This is a genomic window from Planomicrobium sp. CPCC 101079 (genome assembly GCF_007859275.1).
Lineage (GTDB): Bacteria > Bacillota > Bacilli > Bacillales_A > Planococcaceae > Planococcus.
In genome coordinates this window covers 1-16479 of sequence record NZ_VOHC01000017.1, presented here as the reverse complement: position 1 = coordinate 16479, position 16479 = coordinate 1, and the positions used below count along the sequence as shown (strand labels likewise).

General features: G+C 44.9%; 16 protein-coding genes, 1 tRNA gene, 1 rRNA gene, 1 other RNA gene and 1 other annotated feature. Of the genes, 16 read left to right on the top strand and 3 right to left on the bottom strand.

The annotated features are described in order from the left end of the window. The first annotated feature begins 40 nt into the window (after positions 1 to 40). The 4 genes from rrf to FQV28_RS07915 all read left to right on the top strand — a co-directional run bounded on the left by rrf (position 41) and on the right by FQV28_RS07915 (position 3829). Positions 41 to 156: ribosomal RNA gene (gene rrf / locus FQV28_RS07930) — 5S ribosomal RNA — on the top strand. Positions 157 to 308: 152 nt separating this feature from the next. Then, on the top strand, positions 309 to 785 hold the full coding sequence (locus FQV28_RS07925) for a glutathione peroxidase (protein WP_146495294.1): 477 nt from the start codon (positions 309 to 311) through the stop codon (positions 783 to 785). A gap of 104 nt (positions 786 to 889) precedes the next feature. Next, positions 890 to 2356: an IMP dehydrogenase gene (gene guaB, locus FQV28_RS07920; protein WP_146495292.1), complete on the top strand. Its 1467-nt coding sequence runs from the start codon at positions 890 to 892 to the stop codon at positions 2354 to 2356. A 114-nt stretch (positions 2357 to 2470) separates the two neighbouring features. After that, positions 2471 to 3829 carry a D-alanyl-D-alanine carboxypeptidase family protein gene (locus FQV28_RS07915; protein WP_146495290.1) on the top strand — a complete coding sequence of 453 codons (1359 nt, stop codon included), beginning with the start codon at positions 2471 to 2473 and terminating at the stop codon, positions 3827 to 3829. 13 nt (positions 3830 to 3842) lie between these two features. Here FQV28_RS07915 and pdxR read toward each other — a convergent pair whose 3' ends face one another. Next, positions 3843 to 5264 (bottom strand): MocR-like pyridoxine biosynthesis transcription factor PdxR, encoded by a 1422-nt coding sequence (pdxR, locus tag FQV28_RS07910; RefSeq protein ID WP_146495288.1) that lies wholly within the window; start codon positions 5262 to 5264, stop codon positions 3843 to 3845. Positions 5265 to 5367: 103 nt separating this feature from the next. On the opposite strand from pdxR, the gene pdxS reads away from it, so the two are divergent. The 4 genes from pdxS (at position 5368) to FQV28_RS07890 (ending at position 9392) form a co-directional block, all read left to right on the top strand. After that, complete coding sequence (gene pdxS, locus FQV28_RS07905; protein ID WP_146495286.1) at positions 5368 to 6252, top strand: pyridoxal 5'-phosphate synthase lyase subunit PdxS; 885 nt, start codon at positions 5368 to 5370, stop codon at positions 6250 to 6252. 1 nt (position 6253) lies between these two features. After that, entirely contained in the window at positions 6254 to 6868 is a 615-nt protein-coding gene (pdxT, locus tag FQV28_RS07900; RefSeq protein ID WP_146495284.1) for a pyridoxal 5'-phosphate synthase glutaminase subunit PdxT, read from the top strand. Positions 6869 to 6879: 11 nt separating this feature from the next. Further along, positions 6880 to 7086, top strand: a binding site (T-box leader). Between the two features lie 66 nt (positions 7087 to 7152). Then, the gene (gene serS / locus FQV28_RS07895) at positions 7153 to 8427 is read left to right on the top strand and encodes a serine--tRNA ligase (protein WP_146495282.1); all 1275 of its coding nucleotides are present in this window, start codon (positions 7153 to 7155) and stop codon (positions 8425 to 8427) included. Positions 8428 to 8522: 95 nt separating this feature from the next. After that, positions 8523 to 9392, top strand: coding sequence for an alpha/beta fold hydrolase (locus FQV28_RS07890; RefSeq protein WP_146495280.1), 870 nt, complete (start codon positions 8523 to 8525; stop codon positions 9390 to 9392). Here FQV28_RS07890 and tadA read toward each other — a convergent pair. Then, a complete protein-coding gene (gene tadA, locus FQV28_RS07885; protein ID WP_146495278.1) occupies positions 9387 to 9875 on the bottom strand; it encodes a tRNA adenosine(34) deaminase TadA in 489 nt (162 codons plus the stop codon). The two genes, FQV28_RS07890 and tadA, sit on opposite strands and share 6 nt — an antisense overlap. A gap of 130 nt (positions 9876 to 10005) precedes the next feature. Here tadA and FQV28_RS07880 point away from each other — a divergent pair, with 130 nt between their 5' ends. The 3 genes from FQV28_RS07880 (at position 10006) to FQV28_RS07870 (ending at position 12267) form a co-directional block, all read left to right on the top strand. After that, positions 10006 to 10869, top strand: a complete 864-nt coding sequence (locus FQV28_RS07880) for a YitT family protein (protein WP_146495276.1) — start codon at positions 10006 to 10008, stop codon at positions 10867 to 10869. 91 nt (positions 10870 to 10960) lie between these two features. Then, positions 10961 to 11599 carry a deoxynucleoside kinase gene (locus FQV28_RS07875; protein ID WP_146495274.1) on the top strand — a complete coding sequence of 213 codons (639 nt, stop codon included), beginning with the start codon at positions 10961 to 10963 and terminating at the stop codon, positions 11597 to 11599. Further along, positions 11596 to 12267 (top strand): deoxynucleoside kinase, encoded by a 672-nt coding sequence (locus FQV28_RS07870; RefSeq protein WP_146495272.1) that lies wholly within the window; start codon positions 11596 to 11598, stop codon positions 12265 to 12267. Before FQV28_RS07875 ends, FQV28_RS07870 begins: the two co-directional genes overlap by 4 nt. 128 nt (positions 12268 to 12395) lie before the next feature. On the opposite strand, the gene FQV28_RS07865 is transcribed toward FQV28_RS07870, so the two are convergent. Continuing rightward, positions 12396 to 12488 (bottom strand) — tRNA-Ser (locus FQV28_RS07865). 179 nt (positions 12489 to 12667) lie between these two features. Between FQV28_RS07865 and ffs the strand changes: the two genes are divergently transcribed. The 5 genes from ffs (at position 12668) to FQV28_RS07840 (ending at position 16040) form a co-directional block, all read left to right on the top strand. Further along, positions 12668 to 12934, top strand: an RNA gene (gene ffs / locus FQV28_RS07860) — signal recognition particle sRNA large type. Positions 12935 to 13105: 171 nt separating this feature from the next. Next, complete coding sequence (dnaX, locus tag FQV28_RS07855; RefSeq protein ID WP_146495270.1) at positions 13106 to 14839, top strand: DNA polymerase III subunit gamma/tau; 1734 nt, start codon at positions 13106 to 13108, stop codon at positions 14837 to 14839. 26 nt (positions 14840 to 14865) lie between these two features. Beyond that, on the top strand, positions 14866 to 15186 hold the full coding sequence (locus tag FQV28_RS07850) for a YbaB/EbfC family nucleoid-associated protein (RefSeq protein ID WP_146495268.1): 321 nt from the start codon (positions 14866 to 14868) through the stop codon (positions 15184 to 15186). 13 nt (positions 15187 to 15199) lie between these two features. Further along, positions 15200 to 15796 (top strand): recombination mediator RecR, encoded by a 597-nt coding sequence (recR, locus tag FQV28_RS07845; RefSeq protein ID WP_106534932.1) that lies wholly within the window; start codon positions 15200 to 15202, stop codon positions 15794 to 15796. A gap of 13 nt (positions 15797 to 15809) precedes the next feature. Next, entirely contained in the window at positions 15810 to 16040 is a 231-nt protein-coding gene (locus tag FQV28_RS07840; protein ID WP_146495266.1) for a YaaL family protein, read from the top strand. Positions 16041 to 16479: the final 439 nt, after the last annotated feature.

The following is a 16479-nucleotide window of genomic DNA, read 5'->3' as shown; positions in this document are numbered from 1 at the left end:
CGTGTATCCAGTTTTGAGTGAACAAGCACTCTAACAAGAGTCCAGTGATGATGGCAAAGAGGCCACACCCGTTCCCATCCCGAACACGGAAGTTAAGCTCTTTTGCGCCGATGGTAGTTGGGGGTCTTCCCCTGTGAGAGTAGGACGTCGCTGGGCACACCGAAAAAGTCAGAACCGATCAGGTTCTGGCTTTTTTTGTATTTTAATTTATAAAAGAATTTCTAAACAGATTATTCAATTCAAATTCTTGTGCATCTACTATGATAGAGATACTCTAGTAGAAATTAAGAAAATGGAGAGATGCTTATATGAACACTGTATACGACTTTGAAGTCAAAAACACAAATGGTGAAATCGAATCGTTGGAAAAATTTAAAGGACAGCCATTAATCATTGTTAATACAGCAAGCAAGTGCGGTTTTACGCCCCAGTTTAGCGAACTTCAGAGTTTGTATGAAACATATAAAGACCAAGGACTCCAAGTTTTAGGGTTTCCAAGCAGTCAATTCAATAACCAGGAATTTGATAACCAAGAAGAAACCATGGAGTTTTGCCAAATAAATTATGGCGTTAGTTTTCCAATGTTTGCAAAAGTTGATGTAAAAGGGAGCACTGCCGATCCTTTGTTTAAATACTTATCGTCGGCTCAAAAAGGTTTATTGACAGAGGGAATCAAGTGGAACTTTACGAAGTTTCTTATAGATCGTGAGGGCAATGTGATAAAGCGCTATGCTCCTCAGACCTCTCCTAAAAGAATAGAGGTAGATTTGAAGGCGTTGCTGTAATCAACTATTCCGAATAGTTTTTTTATTCTCGTTTTCTTGACACTCCATTTCCCCGCTGATAACCTTACAATAATATTTAAAAGGAAGCAGGAGGAAAAGCAAAAATGTGGGAATCCAAATTTGTAAAAGAAGGTTTAACGTTTGATGATGTATTGCTAGTACCGGCTCGATCAGAAGTACTGCCTAAAGACGTAAATTTGTCTGTGGAATTATCTCCGACTATAAAGTTGAACATTCCTATTATCAGTGCTGGGATGGATACTGTAACAGAAGCCAAAATGGCAATCTCCATGGCCCGTCAAGGCGGTCTTGGCATTATCCATAAAAACATGAGCATCGAAGAACAAGCGGAAAATGTAACAACTGTTAAGCGTTCTGAAAATGGCGTTATTACAGATCCTTTCTTCTTGACTCCTACGCATCAAGTGTTTGATGCGGAACATTTAATGGGCAAATACCGCATTTCCGGTGTGCCAATCGTTAATAATGAAGAAGAACAAAAATTGGTCGGTATTATCACCAACCGAGACTTACGCTTTATCCAAGATTATTCGTTGCCAATTAATGACGTCATGACAAGAGAGCAGTTAGTGACGGCTGAAGTCGGCACGACACTTGAAGAAGCAGAAAAGATCTTACAGCAGTATAAAATTGAGAAGCTTCCGCTTGTCGATAATGACGGCATATTAAAAGGCCTCATTACCATTAAAGATATTGAAAAAGTTATTGAATTCCCACACGCTGCCAAAGATGCGCATGGCCGTTTACTGGTTGGTGCCGCTGTTGGTGTTACTTCAGATACGATGAAGCGAGTCGAGCAGTTAGTAAAAGCCCAAGTAGATGTTATCGTCCTGGATACAGCGCATGGCCATTCAAAAGGTGTTTTGGAGATGGTCGAGCAGATTCGCACGACATACCCTGACCTATCGATTATTGCAGGAAACGTGGCGACTGCAGAAGGCACAAAAGCATTGATCGAAGCTGGAGCCGATGTGGTGAAAGTTGGGATAGGACCAGGCTCAATTTGTACGACACGCGTTGTAGCGGGCGTTGGTGTTCCGCAAATCACAGCTGTTTACGACTGTGCAACAGAAGCCCGTAAACACGGCAAAGCCATTATCGCAGATGGCGGTATTAAGTATTCTGGCGACATCATTAAAGCATTGGCAGCTGGCGGACATGCAGCTATGCTGGGAAGCTTGCTTGCTGGTACAACTGAAAGCCCAGGTGAAACTGAAATTTTCCAAGGGCGCCGTTTTAAAACATATCGCGGCATGGGATCTATTGCGGCAATGGAAAAAGGCTCGAAAGACCGTTATTTCCAAGATGAAGCGAAAAAATTAGTGCCAGAAGGCATTGAAGGCCGTTTGCCGTACAAAGGGCCACTTGCAGATACAATTCATCAGTTGCTTGGCGGCATCCGCGCCGGCATGGGATATTGCGGCACAAAAGATTTGAAAACCTTGCGTGAAGAAGCTCAGTTTATTCGTATGACAGGAGCAGGTCTGCGTGAAAGCCATCCACACGATGTACAGATTACAAAAGAATCTCCAAATTACTCAATCTCATAACTAATGAATCTTTTAGCACTCTTTTTCGTCATTATATAGGCGGAAAGAGTGCTTTTTGCATGTTTTTGTTCCAGTACATGCATATTATGATAGAATGGCAAAGGGAAACTATAGATGGAGGTATTTGACAAAGTGAAGAAAGTGTTAAACATGACAACGTTGCTTACTATTATGGCAGTATTATTATTGACAATTTTCGTACCGCAACAGGCCAAAGCGGACGAATCGTTAAATATAATGGCGGACGCCGCTATTTTAGTGGATGCTGATACAGGGAAAATATTATATGAAAAAAATGCAAGCGCGCCACTTGGCATTGCGAGCATGTCGAAGATGATGACTGAGTACTTGTTATTTGAAGCGATTGAAGAAGGTCGCATCAAATGGGATCAAAAGTATACAGTAACTGATTACACACACAAAGTTTCGCAAGATATGCGCCTTAGCAACGTGCCTCTTCGTTTAGGTGAAGCTTACAGCATCCAAGAGCTGTATGAAGCTATGGCAATTTATTCGGCTAATGCTGCAACAATCGGAATCGCCGAAACGATTGCAGGAACAGAAAGCGAATTTGTAACTCTAATGAATGAGAAAGCAAAAGAAATGGGTCTTGAAGATGTAAAATTCGTCAATTCAACAGGTTTGAATAATGCTGACTTGATGGGGATGCATCCGAAAGAATCTGGCGAAAAAGATGAAAACGTTATGTCCGCCCGTTCTGTAGCAAAATTAGCCAAAGCGCTTCTGGATACGTATCCAGAAGTATTGGAAACAACAAAAATTCCTGTGAAAACCTTCCGCGAAGGTACAGCCGATGCAACGCGTATGGACAACTGGAATTATATGTTGCCAGGTTTAGATTTTCCGTATGAAGGTGTAGATGGGCTAAAAACAGGTACAACTGATTTTGCCGGGCATAGTTTTACTGGAACGGCGAAACGTGGCGAAACTCGTTTGATAGCTGTGGTCATGAAAGCCGTGGACAGCGAAGGCGTAGGTTCTTACAAAGCCCGTTTTGATGCTACTCGTGCACTTTTCGATTTTGGTTTTAACCAGTTTACTACAGAAGAAATAGTTCCAGCAGGCTACCAGTTCCAAGGCAATGAAACATTGCCGATTACAAAAGGCAAAGAAGACAGTGTCAACATTGTTGTGCAAGAACCCGTTTCAATGTTGATCCGTACAAGCGATAAAGAGTCTTACAAGCCGGAATTGGTGCTGGACAATTCACTGGTGAAGGCTGGGGAATTGGAAGCTTCTGTTGAAAAAGATCAGGTCGTCGGAACGGTGAAAATTGTTAAAGAAGACGGCGAAGATTACGGATATTTGAATGATAATGCAAGTGCAGTTAAGGTAGTTACTGCTGAAAAAGTAGAACGCGCCAGCTGGTTCTCCTTGTCATTGCAAGCAGTCGGCAGCTTCTTCTCGTCTATGTGGGGCGGAGCAACTGATTTTGTAAAAGGATTGATTTAAATCAAAAAGCAGTTCATCTAGTAAAAGATGAACTGCTTTTTTTTGATGGGATTTTCCAACAAGCCATTAAGTGTTCCACGCCTTGTTCAATCTCCTTTTCAGATAAACCGCCAAATCCAAGAATGATTCGTGGAGGAGAGACATTCTTTTCATGGACATCATAAGATTGAAGACTGAAGACACGAATATTTGATTGTTTGGCCAGTTCAATCAGTTCTTTTTCAGAATGTGCTGTTTCTACTGTTAAGACAATGTGCATGCCAGCCTGTTCCCCGGAAATTTTTACTGCTGGGGCATATACAAGAAGTGATGATGTCAATTTCTCTAGTTTCTTTTGGTACAGTTTGCGCATCCGGTTTAAGTGGCGTGCAAAATGTCCGTCTTTCATAAAACGTGCAACCACTTGCTGATCGAGCCGGGGAACAGAAGAAGAATAATGAAGAAATGTTTGTTGATATGCGCGCAGGAGGCGCTTTGGCAATACCATGTAAGCAATCCGTAAAGATGGCATAAGGGATTTTGAAAACGTGCTGATATAAATAACACGCCCGCTTTTATCCATGCTTTGGAGTGCTGGAATCGGCCGGCTTGTATAGCGGAACTCGCTGTCGTAATCATCTTCAATGATGTAACGATCTCCGGCGCTCGCCCAGTTCAATAATTGGGAACGTCTTGTTGCACTAAGGACAGAACCGGTTGGAAACTGATGAGAAGGCGTAACATATGCTACGTCAGCCTGTAAGGTTTCCAATTCTTTTAAGTTGATGCCTTCTTGATCTACTTGGATGGGAACCGCTCTTCTGTCATAGTGGCTAAATATACTATGGGTCAAAGGGTACCCAGGGTTCTCAAAACCAAAAACCAGCGTTTTGGGCAGCAAGCGAATAAGCAGCGGCACAAGCTGTTCTGTACCGGAGCCGATGATGATTTGTTCCGCTTCGCAAACAACGCCGCGCGATTGAAATAAATAACGCGCAATTTCTTGGCGCAGCGCTTCATCGCCTTGCGGGTGGCCGGAATGCAGCATTTCGTGGTTGGTTTCATCAATCACTTCTTTTGCGATTTTTCGCCACGTGGAGAAAGGAAAAGAAGGAGTATCGATTTTTCCAGGATTAAAATCGAACGTATAATCCACGTGATCCACAATCACTGGTTCATCTTGAGGAGCATCCAAGTAAGCCAGCTCTTCTACAGGCTGAGCATAAAAGCCTTTTCTTGGGCGGGACTCGATAAAGCCTTCCGCCAGTAGTTGGCCATAAGCCAGTTCAACGGTTGTTTGGCTGATTGCTAAGTAATCGGCAAGTTTGCGTTTGCTTGGTAATTTGGTCTCGACGGAGATAGTACCGCTAATAATGGCTTCTTTTATTTCCTGATATAGCTGCTGATATAAAGGGATGGTGCTGTTTCTTTGCAGTTGGAACATGAGCATATCCAAATAAATCCCTCCAATCTGACCTTTTTAATCAATAGAAAACTGACTCTTTTTATATGGTCAATGTTCCTTATACTGAATATATCAACTAAAGGAGGAATAATCAATGAGCGAACACGGAACAGATCGAGTAAAACGTGGAATGGCCGAAATGCAGAAAGGCGGCGTTATTATGGATGTGGTCAATGCAGAACAAGCGCGTATTGCGGAAGCTGCAGGGGCGACGGCTGTCATGGCCTTAGAACGTGTACCTTCAGATATCCGGCGGGATGGCGGCGTAGCTCGTATGGCAGACCCGCGGATTACGGAGGAAGTGATGAAAGCTGTATCGATTCCGGTAATGGCTAAAGCCCGCATCGGCCATATCGTGGAAGCGCGCGTTTTAGAGGCGATGGGCGTCGATTACATAGATGAAAGTGAAGTGTTGACTCCGGCGGATGAAGAATTCCATTTGTTGAAAAATACATATACGGTTCCATTTGTTTGCGGGTGCCGCAACTTAGGGGAAGCGGCGCGCCGTATCGGCGAAGGTGCTTCAATGCTGCGCACAAAAGGCGAGCCGGGAACGGGAAATATTGTGGAAGCGGTCCGCCATTTGCGCCAAGTGAACGCAGAAGTGCGTAAAGTTGTCACGATGAGCGAAGATGAACTGATGACAGAAGCCCGTAACTTAGGAGCATCCTACGAGTTCTTGAAAGAAGTGAAGCGTTTAGGGCGTTTGCCGGTTGTGAACTTTGCGGCTGGCGGCGTTGCGACGCCTGCGGATGCCGCGTTAATGATGGAACTTGGAGCAGACGGCGTCTTTGTCGGTTCAGGAATCTTCAAGTCCGAAAACCCGGAACGGTTTGCGCGGGCAATCGTGGAAGCGACGACGCATTACCAGGACTATAAATTGATCGCGGAACTTTCCAAAGACTTGGGGATTGCTATGAAAGGCATCGAGATTTCCACAATTGCGGCAGGTGAGCGTATGCAGGAACGAGGCTGGTAAGATGAAACGAGTCGGAGTTCTGGCGTTGCAAGGGGCGGTCCGTGAACATATCTGTTCGATTGAAGCATGCGGAGCAAAAGCGATTCTCGTGAAATGGCCAAAAGATTTGGAAGAACTGGATGCATTGGTGCTGCCAGGCGGCGAAAGCACAACGATGCGCCGGTTGATTGACCGTTATGGCTTGATGGAGCCGCTGCGTGAGTTTGCCAAAAGCGGCCGGCCAATGTTTGGGACTTGTGCGGGATTGATTTTACTTGCCCGAGAAGTGGCGGGGCAGGCTGCGCCGCATCTTGGCGTTATGGATGTGGTGGTGAAGAGGAATTCCTTTGGCCGCCAAGTCGACAGCTTTGAGGCAGAGCTGTCAGTTAAGGGGCTTGAAAAGCCGTTCAATGCTGTTTTTATTCGTGCGCCGCATATTGTTGGTGTCGGTCCAGAAACCGAAGTCTTGTGTGAACATGAGGGGAAAATCGTCATGGCAAAAAGCGGCCAGTTCCTTGGTTGCTCGTTTCACCCCGAATTGACGGACGACCACCGCATCACCAATTATTTTTTGGGCATGATTCCAAGTGGAACTGGGACTCTCTTGCCAAATGGGCCGCTTTATAGTAAAGTATGAGTAATTTCAAAGTAGAAACGTTGATGGGAACTAGTAAGACGATTGTTTTTCTAAGAGAGCCGGTGGTTGGTGCGAACCGGTGAAAAACGCGTTTGAATCCACCCCTGAGTTGCATGGCGGTCGAAGCCATTGCCGGTTTAAATGCCGTTATGTGATGAAGAGGATTGGCCGAGTGCCGATCAATCAGGGTGGCAACGCGGGTAGCTCTCGTCCCTTTTACCAGGGGATGGGGGCTATTTTTGTTGTCTTTTTTTCATTGACGTGAATTTAGAGGAGGAATTCGGATGTTAGATATTAAATTTGTACGCGCTAATTTTGAAGAAGTAAAAGAAAAACTCGCAAAACGCGGAGAAGATATTTCGGTTTTGGATGAATTTGAAGGTTTGGATGCAAAACGCCGGGAATTGATTGCCCAGACGGAAAAACTGAAAGCGGAACGCAACGAAGCTTCTCAAAACATTGCCGTTATGAAGCGCAATAAAGAAAACGCGGATGAAGCGATTGCGAAAATGCGTGCAGTGGGCGAAGAGATCAAAGCGATTGATGACGAATTGCGTGAAGTGGAAGACCGTTTGAACTTCATCATGATGCGTGTGCCGAACATTCCACATGATAGCGTGCCTGTCGGCGATTCAGAAGATGACAACGTGGAAATCCGCACATGGGGGACCAGACCGGAATTTGCCTTTGAAGCGAAACCGCATTGGGATTTAGGGACAGATTTAAACATTATCGATTTTGAACGGGCATCTAAAGTGACAGGCAGCCGTTTTGTTTTCTATCGTGGTCTTGGGGCGCGTTTAGAGCGGGCCCTTATCAATTTCATGATGGACCTTCATCAGGAAGAGCACGGCTATGAAGAAATGCTGCCGCCTTATATGGTCAACCGTGAAAGCTTAACGGGCACAGGACAGCTTCCGAAATTCGAGGAAGATGCGTTCCTGATCGAGAAAGAAGATTATTTCCTGATCCCGACTTCTGAAGTGCCGGTAACGAACTTCTACCGAGGCGAAATTTTAGACGGCAATATCTTGCCTCAAGCCTTCGCTTCTTACAGCGCGAATTTCCGCTCTGAAGCGGGTTCTGCGGGCCGCGACACGCGCGGGCTAATCCGACAGCACCAATTCAACAAAGTCGAGCTTGTGCGCTTTGTGAAGCCTGAGGATTCTTATGACGAGTTGGAGAAATTGACCGGCCATGCAGAAAAAGTGCTTCAATTATTAGGGCTTCCATACCGTGTCTTAAAAATGTGCACGGCCGACCTTGGTTTTACTGCGGCAAAGAAATACGACATCGAAGTATGGATTCCAAGCCAGGAAATGTACCGCGAGATTTCTTCTTGCAGCAATTTCGAAGATTTCCAGGCGCGCCGCGCAAATATCAAGTTCCGCCGCGAGCCAAACGGCAAGCCGGAATTTGTCCACACATTGAACGGCAGCGGCTTGGCGATCGGCCGTACGGTTGCTGCGCTTCTTGAAAACTGCCAGCAAGAAGACGGAACCATCCTGATTCCGGAAGTATTGCGTCCATATATGGGTGGAAAAGAAGTTATCAAATAAAACAGGCGAGACCCAAAAGCATTTTGCTTTTGGGTCTTTTTTTCGAGCGGAGCGGGTATAGAAAAGGAGAAAAGCGATCTGGAAGGAGTGTTTCGATGGAGCATTTGTACGTACAGACAAATGGCATTACATTGCATACTGTAGTAGCTGGACCGGAAAACGGGCCTTTGGTGTTGCTGCTTCACGGATTTCCGGAATTTTGGCGCGGCTGGGACAAACAAATTGGGCCACTTGCAGAAAAGGGGTATCGGGTAGTGGTGCCGGATTTGCGCGGTTATAATTTGAGCGATAAGCCGCTAGGAATTGAAAACTACACACTGGATTTGCTGAGGGATGACGTTGCGGGATTGATTGAGCATTTTGGCGAAACAAGTGCAACGGTGATCGGCCATGACTGGGGAGGGGCAGTCGCTTGGCACTTGGCCGCCACTAAACCTCAGTATGTCAACAAACTGATTGCGGTGAACATTCCACATCCGAAAGCAATGCCGCAAGTACTCGCGAAAAATCCCGCGCAATGGATAAAAAGTTCGTATATCGCTTTTTTCCAAGTACCGGAACTGCCTGAAAAAATGCTAGCCACCGATTATTTTAAAACAATGGTCGGGAGTCTTGTATCAACGAGCAATCCGGATACATTCTCTGAAGAGGAATTGGAAGCTTATCGAGAAGCTTGGGCACAGCCGGGGGCATTAACAGCAATGCTCAATTGGTACCGAGCTATCCGGGAAGGCAGTGTGGCCCAAGTGCCGGACCGAAAAATTACTGTACCGGTGCGGATCATCTGGGGGCTTGGCGACCAGTTTCTAACATCACTGCTGGCAAAAGAAAGTTTGGAGTTTTGTGAAGACGCCGAGCTGGTCTTTGTTGGGGAGGCCACCCACTGGATCCACCACGAACAGCCATATATTTTGAACTTGCTGATCGACCGGTTTTTAACCGAAGAAAAAGCGGAAGCGCTATAGCTGCTTCCGCTTTTTCTTTTTGTTTTCCCGGATGGCGCGGAAGAAGTTTGTCAGCAGTTCGCCACATTCATCCGCTAAGACGTTTTCTTTCACTTCGCATTGGTGGTTGAAGCGTTCATCATTCAGCAAGCGGTACAGTGAATCGACGCTGCCGGCCTTAGCATCGCGCGCTCCGTATATGACACGAGGAATGCGGGATTGCAAGATGGCGCCTGCGCACATCGGACAAGGCTCTAACGTTACGTAAAGGTGAGTTTCTTCAAGCCGCCAGCTGCCTAGGCGGTTGCAGGCTTCTTGGATGGCCAATAGTTCTGCATGCGTTACGGCGTTTTGCGTTGTTTCCCTCAAGTTATGGGCACGCGCTATGACAGTGCCATCACGTACAATAACCGCCCCAATCGGAACTTCCCCTTTTGCAGCAGCTTTTTCCGCTTCTTCTATCGCCATCTTCATATAATACTGATCTTGTTCTATACCGTTCATGATTTATCGCTCCTTAGGCTTTAGTTTAACATCTTCACTCGATTAAATTACATACAAAAGGTCAAGGAAAGGCAAAAATTTGTTTGTTGGGTTAAAATACAATAAGAACAGATTTTCAAGGAGAGATTTCATGCCCAGAACACATAGAAAAGAACAACCTCTGCATGCCCTCATGCGTTTTATCCTCATTTTAGTCGGAGCAGCGATGGCCGCTGCTGCCATTGAGCTGTTTCTTGTGCCTAATTCGATCATTGACGGCGGAATTATTGGGATTTCGCTGATTTTAGATTACTTAACGATTGTGCCGTTCGGCATTTTATTGGTTGTCATTAACTTGCCGTTTCTCTTTTTTGGCTATAAGTACATAGGCAGGAACTTTTTTGTCTCTTCTATTTTTGCTATTGTGGCGCTGGCGATATTACAAGTTCCGCTTCACCCTCTCGCAGGCGTCGTAGATGACCCGTTGCTTGCTACCGTATTTGGGGGAATCCTTCTTGGAGCAGGTGTAGGCCTTGTCATCCGGAATGGCGGAGCGCTTGACGGTTCAGAGATTCTTGGCATTTTATTGACTAAAAAACTACCTTTTTCGGTCGGGGAATTTGTTATGTTTTTCAATGTTTTTATCTTCCTATGGGCCGGTTTTGTGCTTGGCTGGGAGCAGGCGATGTATTCAATACTGACGTATTATATCGCTTCAAAAACCATTGATATTGTGATTCAAGGCTTGGATGATACAAAAGCAGTTATTATTGTTTCTGAAGAATATGAAGAGTTGAGTGCTGCAATCAACTCACGGCTAGGCAGAAGCGTAACTAAGCTGCATGGGAAAGGCGGCTATAAAGACACATCAAAAGATGTTATTTATGTTGTTGTTACCCGATTGGAAATCACCAAATTGAAACAGATTATGAACGATATCGATTCAAGAGCCTTTCTCACAATCATGAATACACAAGAAGTGCATGGGGGCACGTTCAAGTCAGCAATCCATTAATGGGTTGCTGATTTTTTTCTACTTTTGCTCCGTTGTCTATGGTAAAATAAATCGCACTGTAAACATTCGAATGAAAAAAGGAGGACTTCTTATGCCGGTACCATTCATCACGGTAGAAGGTCCGATCGGGGTTGGGAAAACGTCGTTGACGAAAGCGCTAGCCGATCAAAATCAGTTTCAATTATTAAAAGAAATCGTGGATGAAAATCCGTTTTTGAATAAATTCTATGAAAATATTGAAGAATGGAGTTTCCAAACGGAAATGTTCTTCTTATGCAATCGCTATAAACAATTATCCGACATACAAAAAAAGTTTATCTCAAAGCGGGAGCCTGTCGTAGCGGATTATCACATTTTCAAAAATTTGATTTTCGCGAAGCGTACGTTGCCGGAAGCAGAATATGCTAAATATGAGGCCATTTACAAAATCCTGACGGCGGATATGCCGACGCCCAATATGGTCATTTATTTGCATGCGAGCCTTGATACACTTATGAATCGCATCAAGCTGCGCGGCCGTGAATTTGAGAAAATGATTACGCCGGAATACATGGAACAGCTGTCGGCTGATTACCACGAGTTCATCGAACGCTTTGAGCGCGAGCATCCGGAAATTCCGGTTTTGCGGTTCAACGGAGACGAAATTGATTTTGTGCAAAACGAAGGTGATCTGAAGCTGATCATGGATAAAGTGGATGACACCTTACAAAAAAGGAGTTTAATGATATGAATTTACGAGAAAAATACGGCATTCCAGAAACTGCTGTAATTACCATTGCGGGAACAGTGGGGGTCGGCAAGTCAACGATGACAAAGGCGCTTGCAGATGCGCTGCACTTCCGCACTTCTTTTGAAAAAGTGGATGCAAATCCTTATCTGGATCTGTTCTACGATGATTTTGAAAAATGGAGTTTTCATCTTCAAATTTATTTCTTGGCAGAACGCTTCAAGGAACAGAAGCGCATGTTTGAATATGGCGGAGGCTTTGTGCAGGACCGTTCGATTTACGAAGACACCGGCATTTTTGCGAAAATGCACTGGGAAAAAGGAACAATGAACAATGTCGACTATGAAACATACACGAACTTGTTTGAAGCGATGGTCATGACGCCGTATTTCCCGCATCCCGATCTGTTGATCTATCTAGAAGGGTCCATTGAAGACATCTTGGGGCGTATCCAAGAGCGAGGACGCGCAATGGAGCAGCAAACGCCGGTTGACTATTGGATTGAAATGCACGAGCGTTATGAAAACTGGATTAATAACTTCAACGGCTGTCCGGTACTGCGCTTAAACATTAATGATTATGATTTGCTGAACGATCCTGCTTGTGCAGAGAAAATTGTGGAGCGCATCGGCAATTTCATGCAGCAAACTTCATCTGTCTTGCGTAAATAATTCGATCCCTTGAGCCGATTGCTCAAGGGATTTTTATTTCCCGGGGAATAATACCAATAAAAAAGAAGCCGGCGAATTCGCCGGCTTCTTCGAGTATGTATGATAATAAAAATAATATAATATAAAAATGGAGGAGGAAGAGGGATTCGAACCCCCGCGGGATTTGACTCCCCTGTCGGTTTTCAAGACCGATCCCTTCAGCCAAACTTGGGTATTCCTCCGTGTTTAAGACAAGAATTAGTTTATCATGTATCAGAATGGATTGTCAACATCTTTACAAAACTTTTTTATTTTTTTGAAGTGCTTTCTATCAATGCTTTTCACCAGGCGAGAAAACGAATTTGATAATCTTAAGCTTCCGAATTGCTTTTTCGCTGATAAGTTTGTATACTAGTAAATGCCGTGCTAGGTGGGAAGATAGCGGTGTCCTGTAACCTGCAATCCGCTTTAGCAGGACTGAATTCCTTTCCTAGGTTGTATGTATTGCAAGGTCAGCCTCTTGCACGTAGTGTTGACGTTTGGGTCTTGCGCAATGGAAACCCATGAACCATGTCAGGTCCGGAAGGAAGCAGCATTAAGTGGAACTTTTCATGTGCCGCGGGGTTGCCTAAATCGAGCCAACGACAAGAGTAACGCTTGTGTGCATCAGTCAAAGAAAGGTGCACGGCATTAACTTTAAATTCAAACCTGTTCGCTTTTACAGCGGGCAGGTTTTTTGTTTGTCTAAAAAACAAGAGAAAATAATGGCTGTCGGCGCGACTAAACCGTTCAGAAGAAACCGGTAGTTATGGTATAATAAAAGGACGGATATTACTTTTACAAGAAGGAGAGAATAACGTTGGCGTATCAAGCTTTTTATCGTGTGTACAGACCTCAGACATTCTCGGAAATGGTCGGCCAGTCGCACATCAAACAAACCCTTCAAAATGCTCTCCTTTACAATAAGACCACACATGCTTATTTGTTCTCAGGGCCAAGAGGAACAGGGAAGACGAGTACTGCCAAGATTTTTGCGAAAGCATTGAACTGTGAACAAGCACCCGTTGCGGAACCATGCAATGAATGTGATTCCTGCAAGAGCATCAATGCCGGCTCTAATACTGATGTAATTGAATTTGACGCCGCCTCCAACTCGCGTGTGGAAGAAATGCGGGAAATCATCGAGAAAGTCCGCTTCTCTCCGGCAAATTCCCGATTTAAGATTTATATCATCGATGAAGTCCATATGCTATCGAATAGTGCGTTTAATGCCTTGCTGAAAACATTGGAAGAACCGCCTGAACATGTCGTCTTTATTTTGGCTACGACTGAACCGCACAAATTGCCGTTGACGATCATTTCCCGTTGCCAGCGCTTTGATTTTAAATCGCATACGCAAGTGGATTTGGTGAAACGCATGGTTGAGGTATTGACGGATGCGCAAATTCCATACAATGAGCAAGTTTTGAAAATCATTGCGCAAGCAGCTGCGGGCGGAATGCGCGATGCTTTGAGTTTATTGGATCAAGTTGTCTCCTTTAGCGGTGATGAAATGACAATTGACGATGCGCTGCTTGTGACAGGCTCTATTAGCCAAGATATGTTTTACAGCATTGCCGAAGCACTTCTTGCTAAAGACATAGGCCAGGCGCTTTCACTACTGGAACAATTGGTTCGGGACGGCAAAGACCCTGTGCGGCTCGTTGAAGACTTCATCACATTCTTCCGCGATTTGCTGCTGATCCAAACAGCTCCAGACTTGCACGATATGTTAGAGTTGGCGAGCCATGAAGCTCGCTTTGAAGAGTTGGCCAAGCAGTTTGAAGCAGCAACGTTATATGAGTGGATCGACATCCTGACAAAAACTCAGCAGGAGATGCGCTTTTCCAATCATACGAAGATTTATATGGAAACCGCCTTGCTGAAGATGGTCCAAGCGGACGCGCCTGTTCGGGCGTCTGCCGCTTCCGCCTCTCCAGAGCTGGAAGCGAAAGTTACCCAGCTTGAACAAGTGGTTCGCGAATTGCAGCATCAATTGAAAAATGGAGCAACTGCAACGCCGGCTGCAGCGCCTGTTGAGCAAAAGCGGCGCCAGTCTCCGCAAAGCAGCTTTAAAGTTCCGGTCGGCCGCATTCAAGACGTCTTGAAAAACGCCACGAAGCCAGACATTCAAGCGATTAAAACGAATTGGGCGACGGTGATGGCTCAGCTGCAGCGGTCGCACGCTGCTTTATTGAACGAAGCGGAGCCTGTAGCGGCATCAGCAGATGCATTTGTGTTAAAATTCAAGTATGATATTCATTGCCAGATGGCGTCAGAAAACCAAAGTTTTGCCGTTGCGTTCAGCCAATTGCTTGAGCAGTATACTGGCAAGGCATACTCACCTGTTTTCGTGCCGGATGCGAACTGGCTCAAAATCCGTGAAGATTTTATTAAAAGCAGCGGGTTGAAAGCCGGCAATGAAGAAAAACAAGACGATTCCGTTGAGGAGCATCCTTTCTCGGCAGATGGGGAAGCGTCGCAGGAAGATCCGTTCATTACAGAAGCGGAGCGGCTCTTTGGAAAAGACTTCGTGGAAGTCCACGAAGATTAATAAAAACATTCGAGGAGGAACTTATTATGCGCGGTGGAGGAAATATGCAAGGCATGATGAAGCAAATGCAGAAAATGCAAAAACAAATGGCAGAGGCTCAAGAAGAACTGGGAACATTGAAGTTCGATGGAGCAGCTGGCGGCGGTATGGTGAAAGTGACTGTTTCTGGACATAAAGAAGTGCTTGATATCGTTTTGGATCCTTCAGTAGTAGATCCGGAAGATGTTGAAATGCTTCAAGATTTATTGGTGGTAGCGACAAACGAAGCGTTTAAAAAAGCGGATGAACATGCGAATTCCACAATGGGGAAATTCACTAAGGGGTTAAATCTTCCAGGCATGTTCTAGGAGGTAAAACAGAATGCATTACCCTGAACCAATATCGAAATTAATGGAGAGTTTTATGAAATTGCCAGGAATCGGGCCAAAAACAGCGGCCCGGCTGGCATTTTTTGTGCTCGGAATGAAAGAAGACACTGTTCTTGATTTTGCAAAAGCGTTGGTGGATGCAAAACGCAATTTGAGTTTTTGCTCAAACTGTGGACATATTACCGATGTTGATCCTTGCCATATATGCCAAGATCCACAGCGTGACCGTACGACGATTTGTGTAGTGCAAGATCCGAAAGACGTCATCGCCATGGAAAAGATGCGTGACTACACAGGTCTATACCATGTGCTGCAAGGTGCGATATCTCCAATGGATGGCATCGGGCCTGAAGACATCAACGTTCCTTCTTTATTGAGAAGATTGCAGGACGAAGAAGTAGCTGAACTGATTCTGGCAACCAACCCGACGATAGAAGGGGAAGCTACAGCAATGTACATTTCCCGTTTAGTCAAACCGTCCGGCATCAAAACCACTCGAATTGCCCATGGGCTTCCGGTTGGCGGCGATTTGGAATATGCAGATGAAGTAACATTATCCAAAGCGTTAGAAGGCCGGCGCGAGCTGTAAGAGGAGAACGAAGATGTTGTTTTTTAAACGAGGCAAGTTGAAAAGAGAATTTGATGAACAGCTGATCCAGCAGTTCGTTGACACAAAGCAAGAATGGAAAAAAGCACAGATGCTTGAAACGCTATCGGATGACTATGACTTGAACGTTAGCATTGAACGCAAGATTGCGGAGAGCAAGCATTTGTTCCTGTTGAAAGAAGCTCGCATTAGAAAAGTGAAGATGCATCAGGGCAATGGCTTTTAAAGCATTGCTTTTTTCTTTTCTAATATGAGTTCTTCTATATAGAAGAACTCATATTAGAAATGTTTTTTGAATATAATATAAAGAAGCAAAAGGATTGACTCCTTTCATCAATCTTGGTATATTAACAGCTGTCCCTAAACGAATGATTTCCACGAAAACATTGTGGTTGACATGAGACTGGGAAAGAGATATACTAATAAAGTTGCCAAAGAAACGAGGGCATGGACGCCATAAAAAAGTAAACTTTATGGTTGACATCGAATTGGGTAAAAGGTATACTAATAAAGTTGTCGCCAAAGACAACGGCAAACATGAACCTTGAAAACTGAACAGCAAAACGTCAACAACAGTTTATTGGCGCGTTCCGAACGCGGCAATAAAATTTCTGCGAGAGCTGCTTCGGCGGCTTGAGCAAACACTACTGATCAAGCTTCGCTAG

What these genes read in the sequence shown, in the direction of transcription:
- FQV28_RS07890 (WP_146495280.1), top strand. Translation starts at nt 8,523, where the DNA reads ATGGAGCATTTGTACGTACAGACAAATGGCATTACATTGCATACTGTA.
- FQV28_RS07880 (WP_146495276.1), top strand. Translation starts at nt 10,006, where the DNA reads ATGCCCAGAACACATAGAAAAGAACAACCTCTGCATGCCCTCATGCGT.
- FQV28_RS07850 (WP_146495268.1), top strand. Translation starts at nt 14,866, where the DNA reads ATGCGCGGTGGAGGAAATATGCAAGGCATGATGAAGCAAATGCAGAAA.
- tadA (WP_146495278.1), bottom strand. Translation starts at nt 9,875, where the DNA reads ATGAACGGTATAGAACAAGATCAGTATTATATGAAGATGGCGATAGAA.
- FQV28_RS07915 (WP_146495290.1), top strand. Translation starts at nt 2,471, where the DNA reads ATGGAGGTATTTGACAAAGTGAAGAAAGTGTTAAACATGACAACGTTG.
- FQV28_RS07875 (WP_146495274.1), top strand. Translation starts at nt 10,961, where the DNA reads ATGCCGGTACCATTCATCACGGTAGAAGGTCCGATCGGGGTTGGGAAA.
- FQV28_RS07840 (WP_146495266.1), top strand. Translation starts at nt 15,810, where the DNA reads ATGTTGTTTTTTAAACGAGGCAAGTTGAAAAGAGAATTTGATGAACAG.
- pdxT (WP_146495284.1), top strand. Translation starts at nt 6,254, where the DNA reads ATGAAACGAGTCGGAGTTCTGGCGTTGCAAGGGGCGGTCCGTGAACAT.
- guaB (WP_146495292.1), top strand. Translation starts at nt 890, where the DNA reads ATGTGGGAATCCAAATTTGTAAAAGAAGGTTTAACGTTTGATGATGTA.
- recR (WP_106534932.1), top strand. Translation starts at nt 15,200, where the DNA reads ATGCATTACCCTGAACCAATATCGAAATTAATGGAGAGTTTTATGAAA.
- FQV28_RS07870 (WP_146495272.1), top strand. Translation starts at nt 11,596, where the DNA reads ATGAATTTACGAGAAAAATACGGCATTCCAGAAACTGCTGTAATTACC.
- pdxS (WP_146495286.1), top strand. Translation starts at nt 5,368, where the DNA reads ATGAGCGAACACGGAACAGATCGAGTAAAACGTGGAATGGCCGAAATG.
- serS (WP_146495282.1), top strand. Translation starts at nt 7,153, where the DNA reads ATGTTAGATATTAAATTTGTACGCGCTAATTTTGAAGAAGTAAAAGAA.
- FQV28_RS07925 (WP_146495294.1), top strand. Translation starts at nt 309, where the DNA reads ATGAACACTGTATACGACTTTGAAGTCAAAAACACAAATGGTGAAATC.